This window comes from Streptomyces sp. NBC_01017, assembly GCF_045162795.1.
In the GTDB taxonomy this organism is placed as follows: Bacteria; Actinomycetota; Actinomycetes; order Streptomycetales; family Streptomycetaceae; genus Streptomyces; species Streptomyces machairae.
Genome location: NZ_CP108683.1, coordinates 6,128,134 through 6,150,194, shown reverse-complemented (window position 1 = coordinate 6,150,194; position 22,061 = coordinate 6,128,134). Strand labels below are relative to the sequence as shown.

Below are 22,061 nucleotides of genomic sequence, written 5' to 3'. Positions count from 1 at the left end.
GGTCCCTCAGGACGCGGTACCGGTCTCCCGTCATGACTCGGCCACCGCCCCAGGACGCCGAGTCCCGCCATGCCTGTGGGGGCTCGGCGTCCTGTCACACCATCCGTCCTGTCACGCCATCCCCACCCCCACCCCACCCTCACAACCAGGAGACCTACGCCACAGATCCCACCCACCCCTCCTACAGCCGTGATCGATCCGCAACCAATTCCGGTCTTGACCGAGACCCATCAACCGGCTGCGTGATTACGCTCGCGAACATGGCCGACTCCATAGCGTCCCCGACCCCCACGGACCGCCCCGTCTACGTCATCGGCGGCGGCCCCGGCGGACTCTCCGTCGCGCACGCGCTGCGCGCCCGGGGACTGCGTGCGGTGGTGCTGGAGAAGTCGGACCGGGCCGGCGCCTCCTGGCGGCGCCACTACGACCGGCTCCATCTGCACACCACCCGACGGCTGTCGGGCCTGCCCGGGCTGCCGATGCCGCGTCGGTTCGGGCGTTGGGTGGCCCGGGACGACGTGTCGCGCTACCTGGAGAAGTACGCGGAGTTCCACGACCTGGAGATCGTCACCGGCGTCGAGGTCTCCCGCGTCGAGCCCGCCCCCGACGGCTCCGGCTGGCTGCTGCACGCCACCGGCGGCCGTGAACTGACCGGCGCCGCCGCCGTCGTGGCCACCGGCCACAATCACACCCCGCGCATCCCGGACTGGCCAGGCCTGGACACCTACAGCGGTGAGTTCCTGCACGCCGGCGAGTACCGCAACCCGGCACCCTACGCCGACCGCGACGTCCTGGTCGTCGGCATCGGCAACACCGGTGCCGAGATCGCCGTGGACCTGGTGGAAGGCGGCGCCTCGCGGGTGCGGCTGGCCGTGCGTACGGTCCCGCACATCGTGCGCCGCTCCACCGCCGGGTGGCCCGCCCAGCGCACCAGCATCCTCGTACGGCGGCTGCCGGTCGGGCTCGTCGACCGGCTCGCCAGGCCCGTGGCGAAGCTGAGCGTGCCGGACCTGTCGGCCCAGGGGCTGCCGCGCCCCGAGACCGGGCTCTACAGCCGGGTCAAGGAAGGCGCGATCCCGGTCCTCGACGTCGGCCTCATCGACGCCGTACGCAAGGGCCGCATCGAGATCGTGGCCGCCGTCGACGGCTTCGAGGACGGGAAGGTCCTCCTCGCCGACGGCACCCGCGTCTCGCCGGACGCCGTCATCGCGGCCACCGGTTACGTCCGTGCCCTGGAAGGCCTCGTGGGCCACCTCGACGTCCTCGACGCCCGCGGCAAACCGGTCGCCCAGGGTGCCCGCACCCCCGCCAACGCCCCCGGCCTGTACTTCACCGGCTACACCAACCCCATCAGCGGCAACCTCCGCGAGATGGCTATCGATGCGCAGAGAATCGCGAAGGCCGTCGCCCGCGGCGCTGACGGTGACAGGGACGGCGGCCGACGGGTCTCCCGGCTGCCGGTCTGACCCTGGGCCCTCCGGCCTCCTCCTCCCTCGAACACCTCAACTCCCTTGCGTAGATCACGCGTTACTTGAGGGCCAGAAGTTACGCAAGGGCTGTACCGCGCCACTGCACGGAGCCAGAATGTGAGCCCTGTTCACCTTTCCGGCTCCACTCCCTCTCGCTACGACGGAGGACGCACGTGGCAAGCGAAAGACAACTCCCCCGGGTTTCCCGGACCCCTGGAGCTTCCCGGACCTCCGGGGCTTCCGGGACTTCCCCGACCCCCAAGGCCCGCACAGCCCCCAAGACCTCCAAGACCTCCAAGACCTCCAAGACCTCCAAGACCCCCAAGCTCTCCCGGCGTTCCCTCCTCGGCAGCGCGGCCGCCGCAGCCGGTGCCGCGACTCTCACCGTGACCGGCGCCGGTACCGCCTCCGCGGCCGCCCGCGACGTGGATGTCGCGATCGTCGGCGCCGGCCTGGCCGGACTCACCGCGGCCCGCGACCTGGTGGCGGCCGGCAAGTCGGTCGTCGTCCTGGAGGCCCGGGGCCGGGTGGGCGGCCGGGTGCTGGGGCTCGACCTGGCGGGCGGCGGCGTCACCGAGGGCGGCGGTGAGTTCATCGGCCCCACCCAGGACCGCATCAAGGCCCTCGCCGACTCCCTCGGCGTGGAGACCTTCACCACCTACAACACCGGCAACAACCTCCTCTACAAGGACGGCAGGAAGACCCCCTACGCCACCGACGGCATCCTCGGCGCGGTCCCGCCCATCGACGCGGCCGGCCTCGCCAACGCCGCGATCGTGCAGGCCACGCTCAACGACCTGGCCAAGAAGATCCCGGTCGACGCGCCCTGGACGGCGGCGAAGGCCGACGAGTGGGACCGGCAGACCTTCGAGACCTGGCTGCGCGCCAACGCGGTCATCCCGTCGGCCAAGTTCCTCTTCGACGTGGCCTGTACGTCGATCTTCTCGGCAGAGCCCCGTGAACTCTCCCTCCTGTTCGTCCTCTTCTACATCGCCGCCGCCGGCAACGCGTCCGCCCCCGGCACCCTGGAACGCCTCACCGAGACCGCGAACGGCGCCCAGGAACTGCGCTTCGTCGGCGGCTCCCAACTGGTGCCCGTCAAACTCGCCGCCGCCCTCGGGGACCGGGTGGTGCTGAGCGCCCCGGTGCGCACGATCAGCAAGTCCGGGGGCAGTTACGTCGTCACCGCCGACGGCATCACCGTCACGGCCAGGAAGGTCGTCGTCGCCGTACCCCCGCCCCTCGCCGCCCGCATCACCTACGCGCCCCTTCTCCCCGCCGCCCGCGACCAGCTCACCCAGCGCCTGCCGATGGCCTCGGTCGGCAAGGCGATCGCGATCTACGACACCCCCTTCTGGCGCGCCGACGGCTTCAACGGCCAGGTCGTCAGCGACACCGGCGTCATCAGCTCCACCTTCGACAACTCCCCGCCCGACGCCTCCTACGGCGCTCTGATGGGCTTCATCGAGGCCGACGAGGCCCGCAAGCTGGACGCGGCGAGCGAGGCGGAGGTCCGGGCAGCCGTGCTGAAGGACTACGTGACGTACTTCGGCGAGAAAGCGGCCTCCCCCACCTCCTTCGTGCTGCAACGCTGGAACAACGAGGCCTACACCCGCGGCGGCCCCGTCTCCATCGCCGCCCCCGGCGTCCTGACCCGGTACGGACCCGCCCTGCGCGAGCCGGTCGGCGGTGTCCACTGGGCCGGGACGGAGACCTCCACGCACTGGATGGGCTTCATGGACGGGGCGGTGCGGTCGGGAGAGCGGGTGGCGAAGGAGGTGCTGGCGGTGCTGTGAGCGGGGGCCCGCAGACCGGCGCCTCCGACATCGCCTGCCGACATCGCGCCCAACTTTGCGTGCACAGCCGTTCCTGACATGGTGTCAGTTCCTTTAATCTGACACTGCGTCAGTTAATCGCTGTCACACAGGAGCGGGCGGACCGATGCTTGGATCAACCCACGGCACCCTCACCACCGACTCCCGCCGGGCCCGGGTCATCGCCTGTGGCGAGCAACCCGGGCCCGCCGTCCACGGCCGGCCGGCCGAGGTCGACGATCTCGACGTCAGCGGTCGTCCGCTGTACTGCGACGTGCCCGATCTGGGCCGCTTCTTCCGGCCGGAGTCGGTCGCCGTGATCGGCGCCTCGGACGCCGACGGCCGGCCGAACACCGGTGTCACCCGCCAGCTGATCGCCTGGTCCGAACGGGTCGGCGCCCGGCTCCATCCGGTGCATCCGAACCGTCCTTCGGTCTTCGGCATCCCCTGCTTCCCTTCCGTCGCCGACCTGCCCGAGCAGATCGATCTCGCCGTGCTGCTGGTCGCCGACCCCCTTCCGGTGGTCGAGGAACTGGCCGAGGCCAAGGTGAAGTTCGCCGTCGTCTTCGCCTCCGGGTTCGCGGAGACCGGCGAGGAGGGCGCCGCCGCACAGGACCGGCTCACCGCTGCCGTCGAACGGTCCGGCATGCGGCTGCTGGGTCCCAACACCAACCTCAACGCCTTCGAGCGGTTCCGGGACGACCTGGACGGTCCCGCGATCGCCCTGATCACCCAGTCCGGCCACCAGGGCCGCCCCGTCTTCGCCCTCCAGGAGCTCGGCATCCGTCTGACCCACTGGGCACCCACAGGCAACGAGGCCGACCTGGAGACCGCCGACTTCATCTCCTACTTCGCCGAGCAGCCCGACGTGGGCGCCATCGCCTGCTACGTCGAGGGCCTCAAGGACGGCCGCTCCTTCCTCCTCGCCGCCGATCGCGCCGCCCGCCGCAAGGTGCCCGTCGTCGCCGTGAAGGTGGGCCGCACCGAGACCGGCGCCCGCACGGCCGCCTCACACACCGGCAAGCTGACCGGCGCGGACACGGTGGTGGACGCGGCGATGCGGCAGTACGGGGTGATCCGCGTCGACGGTCTGGACGAACTCCAGGACACCGCGACCCTGTTGGCCCGTGCCCGGCCGCCCCGCGCCGACGGCGTCGTCGTCTATTCGATCTCGGGCGGCACGGGCGCGCACTTCGCCGACCTGGCGACCGAGGCGGGGCTGCCCCTGCCGGTGCTGTCGGAAGCCAGGCAGGCCGAGCTGCACCAGTGGATACCCGAGTATCTGAGCGTGGCCAACCCGGTCGACAACGGCGGGCACCCGGTCGGGGACTGGCGCGGCCGGAAGATCATCGACGCGATCCTCGACGACCCGCAGGTCGGCGTCCTGATCTGCCCGGTCACCGGGCCCTTCCCGCCCCTCAGCGACCGGCTCGTCCAGGACCTGGTGGACGCCGCCGAGCGGACGGACAAGCTAGTGTGCGTGGTGTGGGGGTCGCCGGTCGGCACCGAGCCGGCGTACCGAGACGTGCTGCTCGGCTCCTCGCGCGTGGCCACCTTCCGGACGGTGGCGAACTGCATCACCGCCGTCCGCGCCTACCTCGACCACCACCGCTTCGTCGCCGGCTACCGCTCCCCCTTCGACGAGGCCCCGCGCACGCCCTCGCCGTCCTTCCGCAAGGCGCAGGCACTGATACGTCCGGGCGAGCAGCTGAGCGAGCATGCGGCGAAGCAGCTGCTGCGGGCGTACGGGATCCGTGTCCCGCGCGAGCAGTTGGTGACCAGCGCGGCGGCTGCCGTACGGGCCGCGGGGCTGGTGGGCTACCCGGTGGTGATGAAGGCGTCCGGCGCGCGGATCGCCCACAAGACCGAGCTCGGCCTCGTCAAGATCGGACTGACCTCCGCCAGCCAGGTCCGGGACGCCTACCGCGAGTTGACCGACATCGCCCGCTACGAGGACGTCTCCCTGGACGGTGTCCTGGTCTGCCAGATGGTCGAGCGGGGCGTCGAGATGGTCGTGGGCGCCACGCACGACGACCTGTTCGGACCGACCGTGACGGTCGGGCTCGGCGGGGTGCTCGTGGAGGTACTCGGCGACACCGCCGTGCGTGTGCCGCCCTTCGGGGAGGAGCAGGCCCGGGACATGTGCGCCGAATTGCGCGGGCGGGCCCTCCTCGACGGGGTCAGAGGGCGGCCCCCGGCGGACCTCGACGCGCTCGTGGAAGTCGTCCTGCGTGTGCAGCGCATGGCGCTGGAGCTCGGGGACAACCTGGCGGAGCTCGACATCAATCCGCTGATGGTGCTGCCCAGGGGGCAGGGCGCGGTGGCGCTGGACGCGTTGGTGGTGTGCCGCTGACATGGGTGCCGACCGCAGGGATACCGACGGCAGGAATGCCGACCGCGCGCATACCGACGCTGAGATGGACATGCCCGATTCCCCCCGTGTGCCCGGAAATTCCGTCGATTCATTGGTACAGCACGCCACTGACAACCAGGTCTGCCGCATCACCCTCAACCGCCCCGAAACCCTCAACGCCATCACTCCTGACCAGCGAGAACACATCATCGAACTGCTCACCGACGCCTCCGCGGACCCCGGCGTACGGGCCGTCGTACTCACCGGAACGGGCCGAGGCTTCTGCGCCGGCGCCGACCTGCGGGGCGGGTCGGCGGCCGGCGAGCGGGTCCCCGGCGATGTCGCCCGCACGATCCGCCTGGGCGCCCAGCGGCTGATCTCGGCCGTACTCGACTGCGAGAAGCCGGTGATCGCGGCGGTGAACGGCACGGCGGCCGGCCTCGGAGCGCACCTCGCGTTCGCCTGCGACCTCGTACTGGCCGTCGAATCCGCCAAGTTCATCGAGGTGTTCGTACGACGCGGCCTCGTCCCCGACGGCGGTGGCGCCTATCTCCTCCCCCGTCTCGTCGGCCCCCAGCGGGCGAAGGAGCTGATGTTCTTCGGCGACGCGCTCACCGCCGCCGACGCGGAGCGGCTCGGGCTCGTCAACCGGGTCGTGCCCGACGGGGAGCTGGACAAGACGGCCAGGGAGTGGGCGGCCCGCCTCGCCACCGGCCCGACCCGCGCCCTCGCCCTCACCAAACAGCTCGTCAACGCCTCCCTCGACTCCGACCGCACCACCGCCTTCGCGGCGGAGGCTGCCGCGCAGGAGATCAACATGACGACGGAGGACGCCCGGGAGGGGGTGGCGAGCTTCGTGGAGCGCAGGAGCGCCGAGTACCGGGGGCGTTGAGTCCGGACTCAGCCCCGCACCAGGATCCACACCCAACTGTCATCCGGGTCGCCGAACCGGGCGAAGAGCTCGGGGGTGCTCTTTGTGCCGCCGATCCTCCAGTACGTCTGCCGCCCGCATCCGCTGTCGAGTCGTACGACTACGGCGTCACGGTCACCGACCCTGCCTGTCGACCAGTTACCGGTGCCCTCGCACACGGTGTAGGGCGGGTCGGCGAACCAGTCACCGGACTCGGACTCGGTGGGCAGCTCGGTGAGCTCGGCCTTGCCGCCGGGTTCCAGCCGCAGTGCGGCTCCGTCCGCGCCGCGCCAGACCCCGGTGAGCTGACCGGCGGACAGGGCAGGTGCCTGGTACCCGACGAGCCCCACGACGGTGGCCAGTAGTCCGCCGACGAACACCAGCAGGAAGAGGGTCACGGAGGCGAACAGCGAGGGGAGCCACACGGCCCAGAATCCCTGCGGGCGCCCCGTGACCCGCGCGCGTCTGCGGAAGTGTCCGAGGCCGAGCACCGGCAGCACGCCGAGGGCAGCGAGGAGAGTGGCCGTGATGAGGAACGGCCGGCTCCACAGCAGGGCGGTGACTGCCGCCCAGACGACCGCGAGCGCCACGGCGTACACCAGATGCCAGGCCCATGCGGGCCCGCGTACGCGGCGAGCGGTGACGCGGGCGAGATGGCCCGCGGGCACGATGTGAGCGACCGCGTGCGCCATGCCGACGAACGGCATCACCAGCGGCGTCACGAGGACCGCGACGGCCACGACCAGAACATAGAGGAAGCTGAACGAGCCGCCGTAGTCGTCGCCCTGCTGCGCCCCGGCCCAGCCCCACCAGATGAGGCCGATCGTCGGAAACTGAGCAGCACACACCGCGGCAGCAGCGTTCAGTTCGGCCAACGACCGGACCACATCGCCGGGTCTGTCACCCTCCGGATCGTCATCGGCTCTGTTTTCCCACCCCATACGCGCAGCGTACGCACGGTACGCGTGCGCCTTCGCACAGCCCTTCCAATCTGACACTCCGTCAGCTTCAATGGATGTCGTGATGGGACACGCAGGAATGGCCGCCGCCGCCGTCCGCTACCTCCGGTCGGCCGACGCCCCGCCCGTGGCGGCGCTGCCGCGCCCGGCGCTGCGCTGTGTCGGCGAGGACGAACGGGCGCCGGTCCCGCAGGCGGAGTTCCGGCGAGTGCTCGGGAACTTCGCGTCGGGGGTGGCCGTTGTCACGGCACCTGCCACCGCCACCGCCACCGATCCACAAGCCACCGCCGATGCCCCTCAGGGCGCGGCCCCCGCCGGTTTCGCCTGCCAGTCCTTCTCCTCCCTCTCCCTCGACCCGCCCCTGGTCGCCTTCATGGTCGGGCGTACGTCGACGACGTGGCCGCGCATCGCCCGCGCGGGCGTCTTCTGCGTGAACGTCCTGAGCGCCGGCCAGGGCGAGTTGTGCCGCGCCTTCGCGATGAGCGGCGCGGACAAGTTCGCTGGGGTCACGTACGACGCGGCCCCCGTGTCCGGCTCGCCCCGCCTTGCGGGCACGCTCGCGTGGATCGACTGCACGATCCACGCGGTGCACACGGGCGGCGACCACCTCATCGTCGTAGGACGGGTGGACGCCCTGGGGGCGAGCGAGGGCGACGAGGCACCGCTGCTGTTCCACAAGGGGCGGTTCCTCTAGGCAGCCCGCCGGACCGCCGATCCACACCGCCTGCCGCCGCGCCGCCTGCGCCGCACCGCCGGCCGATCCAGCCGTCAGGCCTCGGCCGCCCCCGGCGAGGCCGTCACGCCACCGCCACCACCGGCGGGGCCGGCTGTCGCCGGATCACCAGCGCCATCAGCGCCGCCGCCGCGCACAGCGCGCCCGAGGCGTACCAGACCATGTCGTACGTCCCGAAGACATCCCGCGCGACCCCGCCGAGGAAGGCCACCAGCGCGGCCCCGACCTGGTGGGAGGCGAGGACCCAGCCGAAGACGATGGCGCTGTCCTCGCCGTAGTGCTCCCGGCACAGGGCGACGGTGGGCGGGACGGTGGCGACCCAGTCGAGGCCGTAGAAGACGATGAAGAAGAGCATCGACGGGTGGACCGTGGAGGCAAGCAGCATCGGCAGGAACAGCAGTGAGATGCCGCGCAGGGCGTAGTAGACCGCCAGCAGTCGGCGTGACTCGAAGCGGTCGGTGAGCCAGCCGGAGGCGATCGTGCCGACCACGTCGAACACGCCGATGACCGCGAGCAGCGAGGCAGCCGCCGGGACGGGCATGCCGTGATCGTGGGCGGCGGGCACGAAGTGGGTCTGGATGAGGCCGTTGGTGGAGGCACCGCAGATCGCGAAGGTGCCGGCGAGCAGCCAGAAGGGGCCGGTGCGGGCAGCCGAGAAGAGCACCGTCACCGCCCGGCGCGCGGCGCCCCGGGCGGGGGGCGGCTTGGGCACGAACTCCTTCGCGCCGTACGGCTTCACGCCGACGTCGGCCGGGTGGTCGCGCAGCAGCAGCCAGACGAAGGGCACCACCGCGAGGGCCGCGAGGGCGACGGTGACGGCGGCCGGGCGCCAGTTGCCCGCCTCGACCATCAGGGCCAGCACAGGGAGGAAGATCAGCTGGCCGGAGGCAGACGCGGCGGTGAGGATGCCGGTGACCAGACCGCGGCGCTCGGTGAACCAGCGGTTGGTGACCGTCGCGGCGAAGGCCAGCGCCATCGAACCGGTGCCGAGGCCCACCAGCAGACCCCAGCACAGCAGCAGTTGCCAGGCTGCCGTCATCCACACCGTCAGGCCCGAGCCGATCGCGATCATGGTGAGTGCCACCGCGACCACGCGCCGGATGCCGAAGCGGTCCATCAGGGCCGCGGCGAAGGGGGCGGTCAGGCCGTACAGGGCCAGGTTGATGGAGACCGCGGCTCCGATCGTGCCGCGTGACCAGCCGAACTCGTCGTGCAGCGGGTCGATGAGCAGCCCCGGCACGGAGCGGAAGGCGGCGGCGCCGATGATCGTCACGAAGGCGACGGCGGCGACGAACCAGGCGCGGTGGACACGGCCACGACGGGGCCTCGGCGGGGACTGGTCGACGGCGGCGGCCTCGGTTGTCTGCGTCACGACAAAGAGCTTCGGGCCTGCGCCGCCGCGGATCCATTGGCCCGAAGGACAGCATTCGCTAGGATCGGGCCATGAGCCGTGAGCCGGAGTTCCGACCGCATCGCGTGGCCGTCCTCGCCCTGGACGGGCTGCTCCCCTTCGAGCTGGGCATCCCGCACCGCATCTTCGGCCGCCCCAAGGACGCCGAGGGACGGCATCTGTACGAGGTCGTCACCTGCTCGATCCGGCCGCCCGGCCCCGTCAGGACGGACGCCGACTTCGACATCCAGGTGGGCAGCGGCCCGGAGACGCTGGCCACCGCCGACACCGTGATCATCCCGGCGTCGTACGAGCTCGGCCCGGTCTTCGAGGAGGGCGTCCTGACCGGCGAGCTGGCCGCCGCGCTCGCCCACATCCGCCCCGGCACCCGGCTCGCCTCCATCTGCACCGGCGTCTACGTCCTCGCCGCCGCCGGGCTCCTCGACGGCCGCCCGGCCACCACGCACTGGGCCGACGCCGAGCGCTTCCAGCGGCTGTTCCCGAGGATCAAGGTCGACGCGGACGTCCTGTTCATCGACGAGGGCGACGTGCTGACCTCGGCCGGCGTCGCGGCCGGGATCGACCTGTGCCTGCACATGGTCCGCCGCGACCACGGCACGGCGATCGCCAATGAAGTCGCCCGCCGCACGGTCGTACCGCCGCATCGGGACGGCGGCCAGGCCCAGTACATCCACCGCCCGGTCCCCGACCCGCAGCAGGCGTCCACGACCAGCGCCCGCGCGTGGGCGCTGGGCCGCCTCCACGAGCCGATCCAGCTGCGGGACATGGCCGAGCAGGAGTCCATGTCGGTACGGACCTTCACGCGCCGCTTCCGCGAGGAGGCCGGCGTCAGCCCGGGCCAGTGGCTCACCCAGCAGCGCGTCGAACGTGCCCGGCATCTCCTGGAGTCCACCGACCTCTCGGTCGACCAGGTGGCCGCCGACGCCGGCTTCGGCACGGCCCAGTCGATGCGCCAGCACCTGCAGACGGCGCTCGGCGTCACACCCACCAACTATCGCCGCACCTTCCGCACCACAAGCCGGACCGACGCCCGGGCCACCAGCGGCACTTGAGCCGCTCCGCCGGGCACCCGGCCCCGCACGAACCGAACCTCAGAACGTGAGCACGCCCCGCGCCACCTTCCCCGCCTCCGCATCCGCCGCCGCCCTCTCGAACTCCTCGACCGGGTACGTCTGCGTCACCAGCTCGTCCAGCAGCAGTCGCCCGTCCCGGTACAGCTCGGCGTACAGCGCGATGTCCCGCTGCGGCCTGGACGAGCCGTACCGGCAGCCCAGGATGGACTTGTCGAGGTACATGGAGGACACGACGAAGGAGGCCTCGGCGCCGGCCGGCGGAACTCCCAGGAGAATCGCCTGCCCGTGCCGGTCGAGCAGGTCGACGGCCTGCCGGACGAGCTCCACCCGCCCCACGCACTCGAAGGCATGGTCCGCCCCCGTCGGCAGCAGTTCCCGCACGCCCTCGGTCGAGGTCAGAAAGTCGGTCGCCCCGAACTGCCGCGCCACCGCCTCCTTCGCCGGATTCGCGTCCACGGCGACGATCCGCAGCGCACCCGCGAGCCGCGCACCCTGAAGAACGTTGAGGCCGATACCGCCGGTGCCGATCACGACCACGCTGTCCCCGCGGTCCACCTTCGCCCGGTTGAGCACGGCGCCCACGCCCGTCAGCACCCCGCACCCGATGAGCGCGGCCGAGGGCATGGGGATGTCCTTCGGGATACGGACCACCTGCACGGCCTTCACCACGGTCCGTTCCGCGAAGGCGGAGTTGGACGCGAACTGGAACACCGCCTGCTCACCCCGCCGGAACGGCCGCCCCGGCCGCCCGATCGCCTGCCGGCACATCGTCGGCCGCCCCCGGTCGCACTCCGCGCACGTACCGCAGTTGGCGAGCGTGGACAGAGCCACATGATCCCCGGGCTCGACATGGGTGACGCCCACACCCACCGCTTCCACGACTCCCGCGCCCTCATGGCCCAGAACCACAGGAACCGGGAAGGGTATGGTCCCGTCCACCACAGACAGATCGCTGTGGCACAGTCCTGCCGCCGAGATCGCGACCAGCACCTCGCCGGGCCCGGGTTCCCGCACCTCCAGATCGTCCACGACCTGCACCTGCTTGCCGTCGAACAGCACACCGCGCATCAAACGACCCCCTTGGGCTCCCTGGGCAGACCGAGCACCCGCTCGGCGATGATCGTGCGCTGAACCTGATCGGACCCGCCGTAGATGGTGTCGGCCCGGGAGAAGAGGAACAGCTGCTGCGCCTCGTCGAGTTCATACGGCGCCGAGGGCGACCACTCCCCGGGCCCGACCCCGGCAGCCGCGCCCCGCACCAGCACCGCCAGCTCCCCGAGCCGCTGATGCCAGCCACCCCACAACAGCTTGGCCACGCTGGGCGCCCCCGCGTCCCCGGACCGCCCCAGTGTGCGCAAGGCGTTCCACCGCATCACCCGCAGCTCGGCCCACTGCCGCACAAGCCGCTCACGCACCACGGGGTCCTCGACCGCCCCCGACTCCACGGCGGCCCGCACCACCTGCCCCAGCTCCTCGGCGAACCCGACCTGCTGGGCCAGCGTCGACACGCCCCGCTCGAATCCGAGCAGACTCATCGCGACCTGCCAGCCACCGCCCTCGCCCCCGACGACATGCTCCACGCGCGCGTGTGCCCCGTCGAAGAACACCTCATTGAAGTCGCTGGTCCCCGTCAGCTGCCTAATGGGCCGCACCTCCATGCGCCCCGGCTGGTCCATGGGCACGAGCAGGAAAGTCAGCCCGCGATGCCGGCTCGACTCGGGGTCCGTGCGGGCGAGTACGAAGCACCAGTCGGCCTCGTGGGCGAGAGACGTCCAGATCTTCTGCCCGGTGACCCGGTACACCCCGTCCGACCCGAGCTCGGCCTTGGTCCGAATCCCCGCGAGATCCGACCCGGCGCCGGGTTCGCTGTACCCCTGACACCACAACTCGTCCCCGGCCGCGATGGCCGGCAGGAAACGCCCCTTCTGCGCCTCGGTCCCGTGCGCGACAAGAGTGGGCGCGAGAAGCTTCTCCCCGATGTGCCCGGACCGCGCCGGCGCACCCGACCGCGCGTACTCCTCGGCCCAGACGACCTGCTGGGTGAGGGTGGCGCTCCGGTTGCCGTATCCGCCCTCGTCCCAACCGAGCCCTATCCACCCGGCTTTGCCGAGCACGCGCTCCCAACCACGGCGATCCTGAGCGTCCTTGGCGTATTCATCGAGCCACGCCCGCGCTTCCGCACGAAACGCTTCGTCCTCCGCCGCGAACCCGAAGTCCATAGGGGTCTCCTTGTAGTTTCCGGCCAGGAACAACGCCCTTCCTCTGGGGGCGCGGGGCTGTATCGATACGCGTCTCCGCCGCGTGGGCGCCAGCTTTCGCCCTCGAACTCTCAGGCGTTGGGCCGCGCCCCCTCCGCCGCCGCCCGAGCCATCGCCTCCACCCGCTCCAGCATCGGCATCGGGTCCACCCCCACCGATCCCGGCAGGCACTCGGCAATCCGTTCCGGCGTCCAAGACCCGTCGGCATACGCGGCCCGCAGCTCCCGCGGCTGCGCCCACACCGCGATCTTCGGCCCGGCGACCGTGTAGACCTGCCCGGTCACCCCGTGCTCCCGAGCCGCGTCCGACAGCAGGTAGACCACCAGGGCCGCCACATCCTCCGGCTCCCCGATCTCCGCCAGCTCCATGGGAACGCCCGCCGACATCCGCGTACGAGCCACCGGCGCCACCGCATTGGCGGTCACCCCATACCGGTGCAGTCCCAGCGCAGCGCTCCGCACCAGCGAGATGATCCCGCCCTTCGCCGCGCTGTAGTTGGCCTGCGACACCGATCCCTGATGGTTCCCGCTGGTGAACCCGATCAGGGTCCCGGCCCGCTGCTTGCGCATGACCGCCGAGGCGGCCCGGAACACCGTGAACGTCCCCTTCAGATGAGTGGCGATCACCGGATCCCACTCCTCCTCGGTCATGTTGAACAGCATCCGTTCGCGCAGGATCCCGGCGACACAGACGACCCCGTCGAGGCGTCCGTACGACGACAGCGCGACGTCGACCAGCCGCTGCCCGCCCGCCATCGTGGAGATGTCGTCGACGACGGCGACCGCCTCCCCGCCCGTCGCCTCGATCTCCTTGACCACGGCCTCGGCGACCTCGCTCGTGGGTGAGCCGCCCTCCACGGACACCCCGTAGTCGTTGATGACGACCCGCGCGCCCTGGGCGGCAGCCGCGACGGCGACCGCCCGGCCGATGCCACGCCCGGCGCCCGTGACGGCGACGACCTTGCCTGCCAAGAAGTTCCCCATGCCCCGGCCCCTTCCCGCAGTTTCTGACGGTCCGTTAGATTCGACTTGATTCTACGACCCGTCAGATACACGGAGACAAGCCCCCGGGGAGTACTCATGTCACTGCCGGACGCGTTCCACGAGATCGCCAAGCGCGTGAACAACTGGGGCCGTTGGGGCGCCGACGACGAGATCGGCACCCTGAACCTGATCACCGACGAGGTGGTCCGCGAGGCCGCCGCCTGCGTCCGCACCGGCCGTCGCATCCCCCTCGCGCTGCCCCTCCAGCAGGACGGCGTGCAGACCGGGATGATCCCCGGACGCGTCAACCCGCTGCACGCCATGGTGCAGATCAACCAGGAGATCTTCGGCCCGGGAACCGTGGCCTGCAGCGACGACGCCGTGACCATGGGCCTGCAGGCCGCCACCCACTGGGACGCGCTCACCCATGTCTCGCACTCGGGCCGGCTCTACAACGGCCGCCCCGCCGACACCATCACCCCGCACGGCGGCGCCCAGTTCAGCGGCATCGACAAGGCGCGGCACATCGTCTCGCGCGGGGTGCTGCTGGACGTGGCACGCGCGCGTGGCGTCACACGGCTCGACGGCGGGCACGCGGTCACGCCGGAAGACCTGGAGGCGGCCGAGGAACTCGCGGGCACACGCGTGCGCGGCGGCGACATCGCGCTCGTACGGACAGGGCAGATCCAGGTCTATCTCGCCGGCGACAAGCACGCGTACGGCTATCCCTCGCCCGGTCTGTCGATCCGTACGCCGGAGTGGTTCCACGCGCGTGATGTGGCGGCCGTCGCGAACGACACCCTCACGTTTGAGATATTTCCGCCCGAGAAAGAGGATTTGTGGCTGCCCGTGCACGCGCTGGATCTGGTGGAAATGGGGATGATCCAGGGTCAGAACTGGAATCTCGAAGAGTTGTCCACAGCCTGTGGACAAGAGGGCCGCTACGCATTCCTGCTGTCGGCGATGCCCGAACCGTTCGTCGGCGGTACGGGGACTCCGGTCGCACCCGTGGCCGTGCTCTGACGAGGCCGGTTGGCGGCGCGGCTTCCCCAATCGGCTCCACCCGAGCGGGAGGTGCCCCCATCCGCCCCGAGCACGGCACCGCGCGCCGCCATCCGACTCCGGCGTACCCGCCCCTGCCCTCCTGGCCCCCGGGAGAACCGACGCCGAATCACGACCCACACTCGGCAAGGGCCTCCGTCACCGAAGCCCTCGTCGTCCCCTCGCGGCGAATCGCTGACCACCAGCGTGATCAGCTGAACACGCGGCGTCAACACCCCGTCGGCGATTTGTTACTTACGCCCTATTTGCAGGAGACGCGCATAGAAGCATGCCCGGGCGCATCGAAGCTCCCCCGAGCTGGAGATACAGCGCGCTCTGCAACCGTGCACCGGATCCGGCGACATTGCAGCCGTGTGCGCCGTCACACCGCTTCGTACGCGAGCCCTTCGTAGGCCGACGCCCCGCTCCCGTAGGCGGACGCGCCGCGTGACTGAGCACCCCGGTCCAGTTCGCACCAGATCCGCTTGCCGGCACCCTCGGAGCTCCAGCCCCACCGGTCGGCGAGACCGTCGACGAGCGCGAGTCCACGCCCGCCCGTCGCGTCGCCGTCGACGCATCGGGGCACGGGCGCACGGTCACTGCGGTCGGCCACCTCGAGTCGCACAGTGGCGCAGCCCTGAGCCGCTCCCTGCAGCGACAGCCGCAGGACGGCCGGACAACCGGTGTGCACCACGGCGTTGGTGACCAGTTCGGAGACGAGCAGGATCAGCGTCTCGGCGAGCGGCTCGTCGGCCTCTATCCCGGAACCTGCGAGCCGCGAGCGGGCCCACCGCCGGGCTCGTCCCACCTCAGCGGGATCGGGCCGGATCTCCAGTTGCACTTGAAGCACCTGCACCGCTCACACCATCCGAACCGGCGGACACAAAGCCCCGCGCCTCACGAGGGCCACGATCCTAGCCATTCTTTTCATGGCCAGAACAATGGCCAAAGCCAGGGTCACGGAACGTGAATCCCTTAGCTGACAGCATGGTTGACGTACAGTCACCCCAACAAGCGCTTCGGGCATATTCCAGCGCGAAGGAGTACCCCTGCGGCATACTGTGCGACGCTTGTCGTGGGGAGTCGAACAGGCAGGGACAGAGCGCCCTCCCGCCCCGCAAGCAGCGGCGAGCACCGCCGGATCCGGGGCCGCCTCAAGGGCAACTCCGGGATGGCTCGTGCTCGGAACCACTCGCATCTCACACAAGGTACCGGAGCGGACGGCCGACTCCAGGCCGTGACGAGTCACACGTAGGACACAACCCGATATCAACGCTCCGTAATTCCGGTATGCCACAATCCGCGACATCCGTGCGGGCGCCTTGGGCGATGCCGCAGACCAGGGGCTCTTAGATCGGCTGTGCGAGAAGTTCGGCGGCCAGAGTTTCCTCACTCTCCGTAGCTTCCCCCGCACGGTGCGTCCGGACCCACGCGCGCTTGAGATGCAGATGGAGCTCGAACTCCCAGGTGAACCCCATGCCGCCGTGCACCTGGAGGCAGTCGCGGGCGCCGCGCACGGCGGCCTCGTCGGCGAGCAGCCGCGCGGTGTGGATGTCGGCCGGGTCGGCTGTGACGGCCGCCGCGTAGACCGCGGCACGGGCCGTCTCGGTGCGCACGAGCATCTCCGCACACAGGTGCTTGATCGCCTGGAAGGCCCCGATCGGCTGCCCGAACTGCTCACGCGTCCGGGCGTGTTGCACGGCGAGCTCGCACACGCGTGTGGCGCCGCCCAGTTGCTCGGCCGCGGTGAGGAGGACGGCGACGGGGTCCACGGCGCCGGCCGCGGGGACCCGGTACAGGGGCGTCAGCGGGTCCACCGACCGCAGGGGTACGGCCCCCGCCGCGTCCCCCCGCACGACGTCCGCCTGCTCCAGCCACTCCACGAGCCCGTTGCCGGCGGCCGCCACGACCGCCTCCCCGGTGGCCGCTCCAGGCACCGTCCCGGCCGCGAGGTGCGTCGCCACGAGAGGCCCGGGCAGCAGCGTCCGCCCCGCCTCTTCGAAGGCCAACACCGCTTCGGGCAGCTCGAGTCCGACGCCGCCGCGTGCCTCCGGCAGCCGTAGCGCGAAGAACCCGGCCGCACCCAGCTCCCGCCACAGCGCCCGGTCCAGGCGGCCCGGCTCGTCGACGGCGGCCCTGAGCTCCTGCGGGCCGAAGCGGCGCGCCAGCAGCTCGCGCACCCCGGCCCGCAACGCAAGCTGGTCCTCGGTCAGTTGGAAACGCATCCGTCAACGCCCCTTCGGCAGTCCGAGGATCCGCTCGGCCACGATGTTCCGCTGGATCTGCGAGGTGCCGGCGGCGATGGTGTACGACAGCGAGGACAGCCGGTCGAGGACCCACGGCCGGTCCAGGTCAAGGGACTCCGGCCCCAGCACGTCGGCCGCGGTGTCGTAGAGCTCCTGACGGGCGTGCGAATACCTCAGTTTGAAAACCGAACCCCCGACGCCGGGCACCCCACCGGTCAGCTCGGCCTCGCTCACGTTCCACTGCGTCAGCCGCCACAGCGCCCGGAACTCGGCGTTCAGCCGCCCCAGCCGCCGCCGCAGTGCAGGATCGTCCCAGCGCCCGTTCTTGCGTGCCTCGACGGCGAGTTCGCGCAGTACACGCCGGCAGGCGACGACCTCGCCGACGAAGGCCGTACCGCGCTCGAAGGAGAGGGTCACCATCGTCACGCGCCAGCCGTCGTTCTCGGCGCCGACCCGGTTGGCGACCGGCACCCGCACCTCGTCGAGGAACATCTCGGCGAACTCGGCCGACCCGGCGAGGGTCTTCAGCGGCCGTACGGTGATGCCCGGCGCGTCCATGGGCATGGCCAGCCAGCTGATGCCGCGGTGCTTGGGCGCCTCGGGGTCGGTGCGCACCAACAGTTCGCACCAGTCGGCCACTTCGGCATGGGAGGTCCAGATCTTGGACCCGCTCACCACATAGTCGTCGCCGTCCCTACGCGCGCGCGTGCGCAGTGCCGCGAGGTCGCTTCCGGCGTCCGGTTCGCTGAAGCCCTGGCACCAGACCTCGTCCCCGCGCAGGATCGGCGGCAGCCAGCGGGCCCGCTGCTCGGCCGTTCCCTCGGCGGCGATGGTCGGCCCCGCGTGCAGCAGCCCGACGAACCCCGCCCCCACATAGGGCGCGCCCGCCTTCTCGGTCTCCTCCAGGAAGATCAGCCGCACGGTCGGGGAGGCGCCCCAGTGGACGTCGCCGTACCCGGCGTCGTGGAGCATGCGCTGCCAGCCGAGGTCGTAGGCGCGGCGCCCCGGCCAGTCGTCGGGGGACGGCTTCGGCGGCAGCGTGGGCAGCGCCTCGCGCAGCCACTCCCGCAACCGGGCGCGGAACTCCTCTTCCCCGGGTGTGTACGCCAGATCCACGGGCCGGTCCCCCTCCGCCGGAAGAGCACACATCTGACGTGCCGTCAGATCTCATCATCACAGGAAGGCTAGACCCGCACCCCTGGACCGACAAGGCGGTGAGCCCTACGCTCTGCCCACGATCTGACTGACCGTCAGCTGACGCAGGGGGCTGTCATGAACGACACCGCTCACGCCCTGAGTTCCTCGCGCACTGTCTGGGACCTGGTCACCGGCCGCGCCGACCGCACCCCCGACCGCCCCGCCCTCCTCCAGGAGGACCGCTCGCTGTCATTCGGCGCCCTGCGCGCGCGTGCCGAGCGCGTGGCGGCCGGCCTGTACGACATGGGCGTACGCCCCGGCACGGTCGTCGCCTGGCAGCTGCCCACCCGTATCGAGACGGCCCTGCTGTCCTTCGCGCTGGCGCGCCTGGGTGCCGTGCAGTCGCCGGTCATCCCGTTCTACCGGGACCGCGAAGTGGGCTTCGCGCTGCGGGAGTCGAAGGCGGAGTTCTTCGCGGTGCCGGGCGAGTGGCGCGGCTTCGACCACACGCAGATGGCGCGGCGCCTGGGCGCGAAGGGCATCTTCGAGGCGTACGGCACCCTGCCCGACGGTGATCCCGCGGTCCTGCCCCCGCCGCCCGCCGAGGGCACCTCGGTGCGCTGGATCTACTGGACCTCGGGGACGACGTCCGACCCCAAGGGCGTCCTGCACACCGACCGCTCCCTGCTCGCGGGCGGCTCCTGCCTGGCGCACGCCCTGCGGCCCACGTCGGGCGACGTCGGCTCGATCGCCTTCCCCTACGCCCATATCGGCGGCCCGGACTACATGGTGATGCTGCTCCTGTACGGCTTCCCCGCGGTGATGTTCGAGCAGTTCGCGCTCCCGGACGCGCTGGCGGGGTACCGCCGGCACGGGGTGACGATCGCGGGCGGGTCCACGGCGTTCTACTCGATGTTCCTGGCGGAGCAGCGCAGGATGCCGGCCGGCGAGAAGGCGGTCCCCTCGTTGCGGCTGCTGGCGGGCGGCGGGGCGCCGAAGCCGCCGGAGCTGTATCACGCCGTGGTGCGCGAGATGGGGGTGCAGCTCACCCACGGGTACGGCATGACGGAGGTGCCGATGATCACGATGGGGGCGCCGGACGACACGGCGGAGAACCTGGCGACGACCGAGGGGCGACCGCCTCGGGAGATGGAGATACGGATCGTGGACGGCGAGGTGCGGCTGCGCGGGGAGGCAGTGTGCCGGGGCTATCTGGACCCGGCGCAGTCGGCGGCGGCCTTCGACGAGGAGGGGTTCCTGCGGACCGGTGATCTCGGGCGGCTGACGGACAGCGGGCACCTGGTGCTGACCGGCCGCCTCAAGGACGTGATCATCCGCAAGGGCGAGAACATCTCGGCGAAGGAGATCGAGGACCTGCTGCACCGGCATCCCGCGGTCGGGGACGTGGCGGTGATCGGGCTGCCCGACGCGGCGCGCGGGGAACGGGTGTGCGCCGTCGTGGAACAGCCGCCCGGCGCGGACGGGCTGACCCTGGAGGCGCTGACGTCGTATCTGCGCGGGGAAGGGCTGTCGACGCACAAGCTGCCGGAGCAGCTTGAGGTGGTGGACGCCCTTCCGCGCAACGAGACCCTGCGCAAGGTGCTCAAGTACAAGCTCAGGGAGCGCTTCTCGGGAACGGCGTAGGGGTCACTCGGGAACCGTGAAGTAGCGGGCGAACGCCGTCACGACCTCGCCCTCGGCCACCTTGCCGTCGCCGTCCGTGTCGAGCGTGGCGGCGGCCGCCCGGGCGACGTCCTGCGCCACACCGAGGCAGCCGAGCACGCGCGCGGTGTCGGTGACGGTGGCGGATCCGTCGCCGTCGGGGTCGGCCACGGCGAGGGCGGCGTGCAGGAAGGGGCGGGCGATCTCGGCGAACCGGTCCGGGTTGTCGCGCAGCCGCTTGACCGCGCCGTTCACGAACTCCTCGCGCGTGATGCGCTGGTCGCCGTCCCGGTCCGCGATACCGGCCATGCCCTGCCAGAACGCCTCGGCGCCGATGTAGAGCGACTGGCCCTTGTCGGAGCGGGCGGCGGTGTCGAACTCGGCGAGCACGGCCTTGGCCGCCGCGTTGAAGTCCTCGCGGTCGATGTAGCCGTTGCCGTCCTGGTCGAAGCCGGCGAACCGGGCCGCGATCCTGCGCTCGTACTCGCTGCTGACCATGTCTTGTCGGGCCGCCTTACGTCATGTGGGGTGCATCTGCCACGGAGCGTACGACGCCGGGGACCGTCCGGGCGCCGGAAAGCGGTGGTTGTGCCAAGACCGGGGGAATTTTGGGACAACGGTGTGGCACTTCCGGAGCTTGCCGGGGACCGTCCGGAGGGAACCGGGCTGTTCAGGCCGACAGCGGCCGGGCGTCGTCCGCGACCGCCGCCGCAACGTCCGGGTAGACGTCGAAGAGCCTGCGTACACCCAGCGCCCCGAGCACGCGGTTCACGTGCGAGCCGTCCACCGCGCCCTGCGCCGGGAGTATCAGCCGCAGGCTGCCCTGGCAGGAGCGGATCAGCCGGCGGGAGGCGATGAGGACGCCGACGCCGCTGGAGTCGCAGAACAGGACCTCGGAGAGGTCCAGGACGAGACTGTGGCGCCCCTCGGCCACCACGTCATGGATGTGCTGACGCATCACCGGCGAGGTCACCAGATCCAGCTCGCCCGACACCTGGAGCACAGCCCAGTCGCCTCGCTCGCCGCCGGTCACTTTCAACGTCACCACCACGCCCCTCGCTCGCCGAACCGGAAGCGATACCTACGCTTCCTTGCAGCGCGGCTGCCCAGCGGCTGTTCCCTGAAACACCGTCCAGAAAACGGTCACCGATCAGAAAAGGCTTGTTTCAATCGCATTCGATCCTGTTCGATCGAGTCTGATCGCACGATGGTCGGGTAGCCGAGCGAGTGCGAGGGCGGGCGCGAGCTCCTCTATCACGAGTGCGAGGTACGTCACCAGCCATGACTGTTCAAGGGGCGCACATTGCGACAAAGGGGCGTGCGCTGTCGGACGTGCCGACTACATTCGGGGGGACGAAGGACGCACGCTGGACGGGGCGGACCGGTGAGGGGGGCCTGATGGCGAAGAAGGACGCACTGCCCCGCTGGGACCACAAGATGCAGCAGCGCCTGGCGCGCGGCGAGGCGGCCGCCCTCGGCGAGCTCTACGACCGGTTCGCCTCGCTCGTGCACGGCCTCGCCCACACCGTGCTGGGCGACGAGCGTGCCGCCGACCACATCACCCGCGATGTCTTCGCCCACGTCTGGGAGCATCCGGACAGCTACGACCCCAAGCAGGGCCCGCTGCGCTCCTGGGTCGCCACGCTGACCCACCGCCTGGCCGTGCAGCGGCTGCGCGCCACCGAGACCGCCGCCCTCGTCCAGGCCGGCCGGGGCTCCACCGAGGAGCTGGAGCGCAAGGTGCGGCACGCCTCGGTCGCCGCCCGCGCCGACTACATCGTCCAGTCCATGCCCGTCCCGCTGCGCGCCGCCCTGGAGCTGGCCTACTTCCAGCGCCGCGACTACCGCCAGACCGCCACCGACCTCGGCGTCACCGAGGACGAGGCCCGCCGCCGCCTGCGCCTGGGCCTGCAACTGCTGTCCACCGCCCACGACGCGGGAGCCACTCCCGGGGCGCCACCGGGATACGGGGGTGCGGTGTGAACGAGGCGCACGACAACTCCTCCCATGAC

19 protein-coding genes are annotated in these 22,061 nt (G+C 71.2%); 9 read left to right on the top strand and 10 right to left on the bottom strand.

What is annotated here, in order from left to right; translation table 11 throughout:
- Positions 1 to 260: 260 nt before the first annotated feature.
- From OG331_RS28270 to OG331_RS28255, 4 genes are all read left to right on the top strand, one after another.
- Positions 261 to 1,466 carry a flavin-containing monooxygenase gene (locus OG331_RS28270; protein WP_406201181.1) on the top strand — a complete coding sequence of 402 codons (1,206 nt, stop codon included), beginning with the start codon at positions 261 to 263 and terminating at the stop codon, positions 1,464 to 1,466.
- Positions 1,467 to 1,855: 389 nt separating this feature from the next.
- Positions 1,856 to 3,265: a flavin monoamine oxidase family protein gene (locus OG331_RS28265; protein WP_406210324.1), complete on the top strand. Its 1,410-nt coding sequence runs from the start codon at positions 1,856 to 1,858 to the stop codon at positions 3,263 to 3,265.
- 145 nt (positions 3,266 to 3,410) lie between these two features.
- The gene (locus OG331_RS28260) at positions 3,411 to 5,636 is read left to right on the top strand and encodes an acetate--CoA ligase family protein (protein ID WP_406201179.1); all 2,226 of its coding nucleotides are present in this window, start codon (positions 3,411 to 3,413) and stop codon (positions 5,634 to 5,636) included.
- Between the two features lie 70 nt (positions 5,637 to 5,706).
- Positions 5,707 to 6,528 (top strand): enoyl-CoA hydratase/isomerase family protein, encoded by an 822-nt coding sequence (locus OG331_RS28255; RefSeq protein ID WP_406201177.1) that lies wholly within the window; start codon positions 5,707 to 5,709, stop codon positions 6,526 to 6,528.
- Between the two features lie 8 nt (positions 6,529 to 6,536).
- Here OG331_RS28255 and OG331_RS28250 read toward each other — a convergent pair whose 3' ends face one another.
- On the bottom strand, positions 6,537 to 7,487 hold the full coding sequence (locus OG331_RS28250) for a hypothetical protein (RefSeq protein ID WP_406201175.1): 951 nt from the start codon (positions 7,485 to 7,487) through the stop codon (positions 6,537 to 6,539).
- A gap of 82 nt (positions 7,488 to 7,569) precedes the next feature.
- Between OG331_RS28250 and OG331_RS28245 the strand changes: the two genes are divergently transcribed.
- Positions 7,570 to 8,199 (top strand): flavin reductase family protein, encoded by a 630-nt coding sequence (locus OG331_RS28245; protein WP_406201172.1) that lies wholly within the window; start codon positions 7,570 to 7,572, stop codon positions 8,197 to 8,199.
- A 103-nt stretch (positions 8,200 to 8,302) separates the two neighbouring features.
- On the opposite strand, the gene OG331_RS28240 is transcribed toward OG331_RS28245, so the two are convergent.
- Positions 8,303 to 9,610: an MFS transporter gene (locus OG331_RS28240; protein ID WP_406201169.1), complete on the bottom strand. Its 1,308-nt coding sequence runs from the start codon at positions 9,608 to 9,610 to the stop codon at positions 8,303 to 8,305.
- Between the two features lie 71 nt (positions 9,611 to 9,681).
- On the opposite strand from OG331_RS28240, the gene OG331_RS28235 reads away from it, so the two are divergent.
- A complete protein-coding gene (locus OG331_RS28235) occupies positions 9,682 to 10,701 on the top strand; it encodes a GlxA family transcriptional regulator (RefSeq protein WP_406201167.1) in 1,020 nt (339 codons plus the stop codon).
- A 39-nt stretch (positions 10,702 to 10,740) separates the two neighbouring features.
- On the opposite strand, the gene OG331_RS28230 is transcribed toward OG331_RS28235, so the two are convergent.
- From OG331_RS28230 to OG331_RS28220, 3 genes are all read right to left on the bottom strand, one after another.
- Positions 10,741 to 11,790, bottom strand: a complete 1,050-nt coding sequence (locus tag OG331_RS28230) for a Zn-dependent alcohol dehydrogenase (RefSeq protein ID WP_406201164.1) — start codon at positions 11,788 to 11,790, stop codon at positions 10,741 to 10,743.
- Complete coding sequence (locus OG331_RS28225) at positions 11,790 to 12,941, bottom strand: acyl-CoA dehydrogenase family protein (RefSeq protein WP_406201161.1); 1,152 nt, start codon at positions 12,939 to 12,941, stop codon at positions 11,790 to 11,792. The genes OG331_RS28230 and OG331_RS28225 overlap by 1 nt, the downstream gene beginning before the upstream one ends.
- A gap of 110 nt (positions 12,942 to 13,051) precedes the next feature.
- On the bottom strand, positions 13,052 to 13,963 hold the full coding sequence (locus OG331_RS28220; RefSeq protein ID WP_406201159.1) for an SDR family oxidoreductase: 912 nt from the start codon (positions 13,961 to 13,963) through the stop codon (positions 13,052 to 13,054).
- Between the two features lie 96 nt (positions 13,964 to 14,059).
- Here OG331_RS28220 and OG331_RS28215 point away from each other — a divergent pair, with 96 nt between their 5' ends.
- Entirely contained in the window at positions 14,060 to 14,986 is a 927-nt protein-coding gene (locus tag OG331_RS28215; protein WP_406201156.1) for a cyclase family protein, read from the top strand.
- 400 nt (positions 14,987 to 15,386) lie between these two features.
- On the opposite strand, the gene OG331_RS28210 is transcribed toward OG331_RS28215, so the two are convergent.
- The 3 genes from OG331_RS28210 to OG331_RS28200 all read right to left on the bottom strand — a co-directional run bounded on the left by OG331_RS28210 (position 15,387) and on the right by OG331_RS28200 (position 18,366).
- Positions 15,387 to 15,845, bottom strand: coding sequence for an ATP-binding protein (locus tag OG331_RS28210; protein ID WP_406201153.1), 459 nt, complete (start codon positions 15,843 to 15,845; stop codon positions 15,387 to 15,389).
- Positions 15,846 to 16,353: 508 nt separating this feature from the next.
- Positions 16,354 to 17,229, bottom strand: a complete 876-nt coding sequence (locus tag OG331_RS28205) for an acyl-CoA dehydrogenase family protein (protein ID WP_406201150.1) — start codon at positions 17,227 to 17,229, stop codon at positions 16,354 to 16,356.
- 3 nt (positions 17,230 to 17,232) lie between these two features.
- Positions 17,233 to 18,366, bottom strand: coding sequence for an acyl-CoA dehydrogenase family protein (locus tag OG331_RS28200; protein WP_406201147.1), 1,134 nt, complete (start codon positions 18,364 to 18,366; stop codon positions 17,233 to 17,235).
- Between the two features lie 156 nt (positions 18,367 to 18,522).
- On the opposite strand from OG331_RS28200, the gene OG331_RS28195 reads away from it, so the two are divergent.
- Entirely contained in the window at positions 18,523 to 20,031 is a 1,509-nt protein-coding gene (locus OG331_RS28195; RefSeq protein WP_406201145.1) for a class I adenylate-forming enzyme family protein, read from the top strand.
- A gap of 3 nt (positions 20,032 to 20,034) precedes the next feature.
- Here the strand turns inward: OG331_RS28195 and OG331_RS28190 are convergent, their stop codons facing one another.
- Complete coding sequence (locus OG331_RS28190) at positions 20,035 to 20,547, bottom strand: EF-hand domain-containing protein (protein ID WP_328880942.1); 513 nt, start codon at positions 20,545 to 20,547, stop codon at positions 20,035 to 20,037.
- A gap of 172 nt (positions 20,548 to 20,719) precedes the next feature.
- Positions 20,720 to 21,100, bottom strand: a complete 381-nt coding sequence (locus OG331_RS28185; RefSeq protein ID WP_406201142.1) for an STAS domain-containing protein — start codon at positions 21,098 to 21,100, stop codon at positions 20,720 to 20,722.
- A 347-nt stretch (positions 21,101 to 21,447) separates the two neighbouring features.
- On the opposite strand from OG331_RS28185, the gene OG331_RS28180 reads away from it, so the two are divergent.
- A complete protein-coding gene (locus OG331_RS28180; RefSeq protein WP_406201140.1) occupies positions 21,448 to 22,032 on the top strand; it encodes a sigma-70 family RNA polymerase sigma factor in 585 nt (194 codons plus the stop codon).
- The last annotated feature ends 29 nt before the right edge of the window (positions 22,033 to 22,061 follow it).

Excerpts from the sequence above, each read along its gene's own strand:
- OG331_RS28195 (WP_406201145.1), top strand. The coding sequence starts at position 18,523 with ATGAACGACACCGCTCACGCCCTGAGTTCCTCGCGCACTGTCTGGGAC.
- OG331_RS28180 (WP_406201140.1), top strand. The coding sequence starts at position 21,448 with ATGGCGAAGAAGGACGCACTGCCCCGCTGGGACCACAAGATGCAGCAG.
- OG331_RS28215 (WP_406201156.1), top strand. The coding sequence starts at position 14,060 with ATGTCACTGCCGGACGCGTTCCACGAGATCGCCAAGCGCGTGAACAAC.
- OG331_RS28225 (WP_406201161.1), bottom strand. The coding sequence starts at position 12,941 with ATGGACTTCGGGTTCGCGGCGGAGGACGAAGCGTTTCGTGCGGAAGCG.
- OG331_RS28250 (WP_406201175.1), bottom strand. The coding sequence starts at position 7,487 with ATGGGGTGGGAAAACAGAGCCGATGACGATCCGGAGGGTGACAGACCC.
- OG331_RS28270 (WP_406201181.1), top strand. The coding sequence starts at position 261 with ATGGCCGACTCCATAGCGTCCCCGACCCCCACGGACCGCCCCGTCTAC.
- OG331_RS28230 (WP_406201164.1), bottom strand. The coding sequence starts at position 11,790 with ATGCGCGGTGTGCTGTTCGACGGCAAGCAGGTGCAGGTCGTGGACGAT.
- OG331_RS28220 (WP_406201159.1), bottom strand. The coding sequence starts at position 13,963 with ATGGGGAACTTCTTGGCAGGCAAGGTCGTCGCCGTCACGGGCGCCGGG.
- OG331_RS28190 (WP_328880942.1), bottom strand. The coding sequence starts at position 20,547 with ATGGTCAGCAGCGAGTACGAGCGCAGGATCGCGGCCCGGTTCGCCGGC.
- OG331_RS28205 (WP_406201150.1), bottom strand. The coding sequence starts at position 17,229 with ATGCGTTTCCAACTGACCGAGGACCAGCTTGCGTTGCGGGCCGGGGTG.
- OG331_RS28235 (WP_406201167.1), top strand. The coding sequence starts at position 9,682 with ATGAGCCGTGAGCCGGAGTTCCGACCGCATCGCGTGGCCGTCCTCGCC.
- OG331_RS28255 (WP_406201177.1), top strand. The coding sequence starts at position 5,707 with ATGCCCGATTCCCCCCGTGTGCCCGGAAATTCCGTCGATTCATTGGTA.
- OG331_RS28260 (WP_406201179.1), top strand. The coding sequence starts at position 3,411 with ATGCTTGGATCAACCCACGGCACCCTCACCACCGACTCCCGCCGGGCC.
- OG331_RS28245 (WP_406201172.1), top strand. The coding sequence starts at position 7,570 with ATGGGACACGCAGGAATGGCCGCCGCCGCCGTCCGCTACCTCCGGTCG.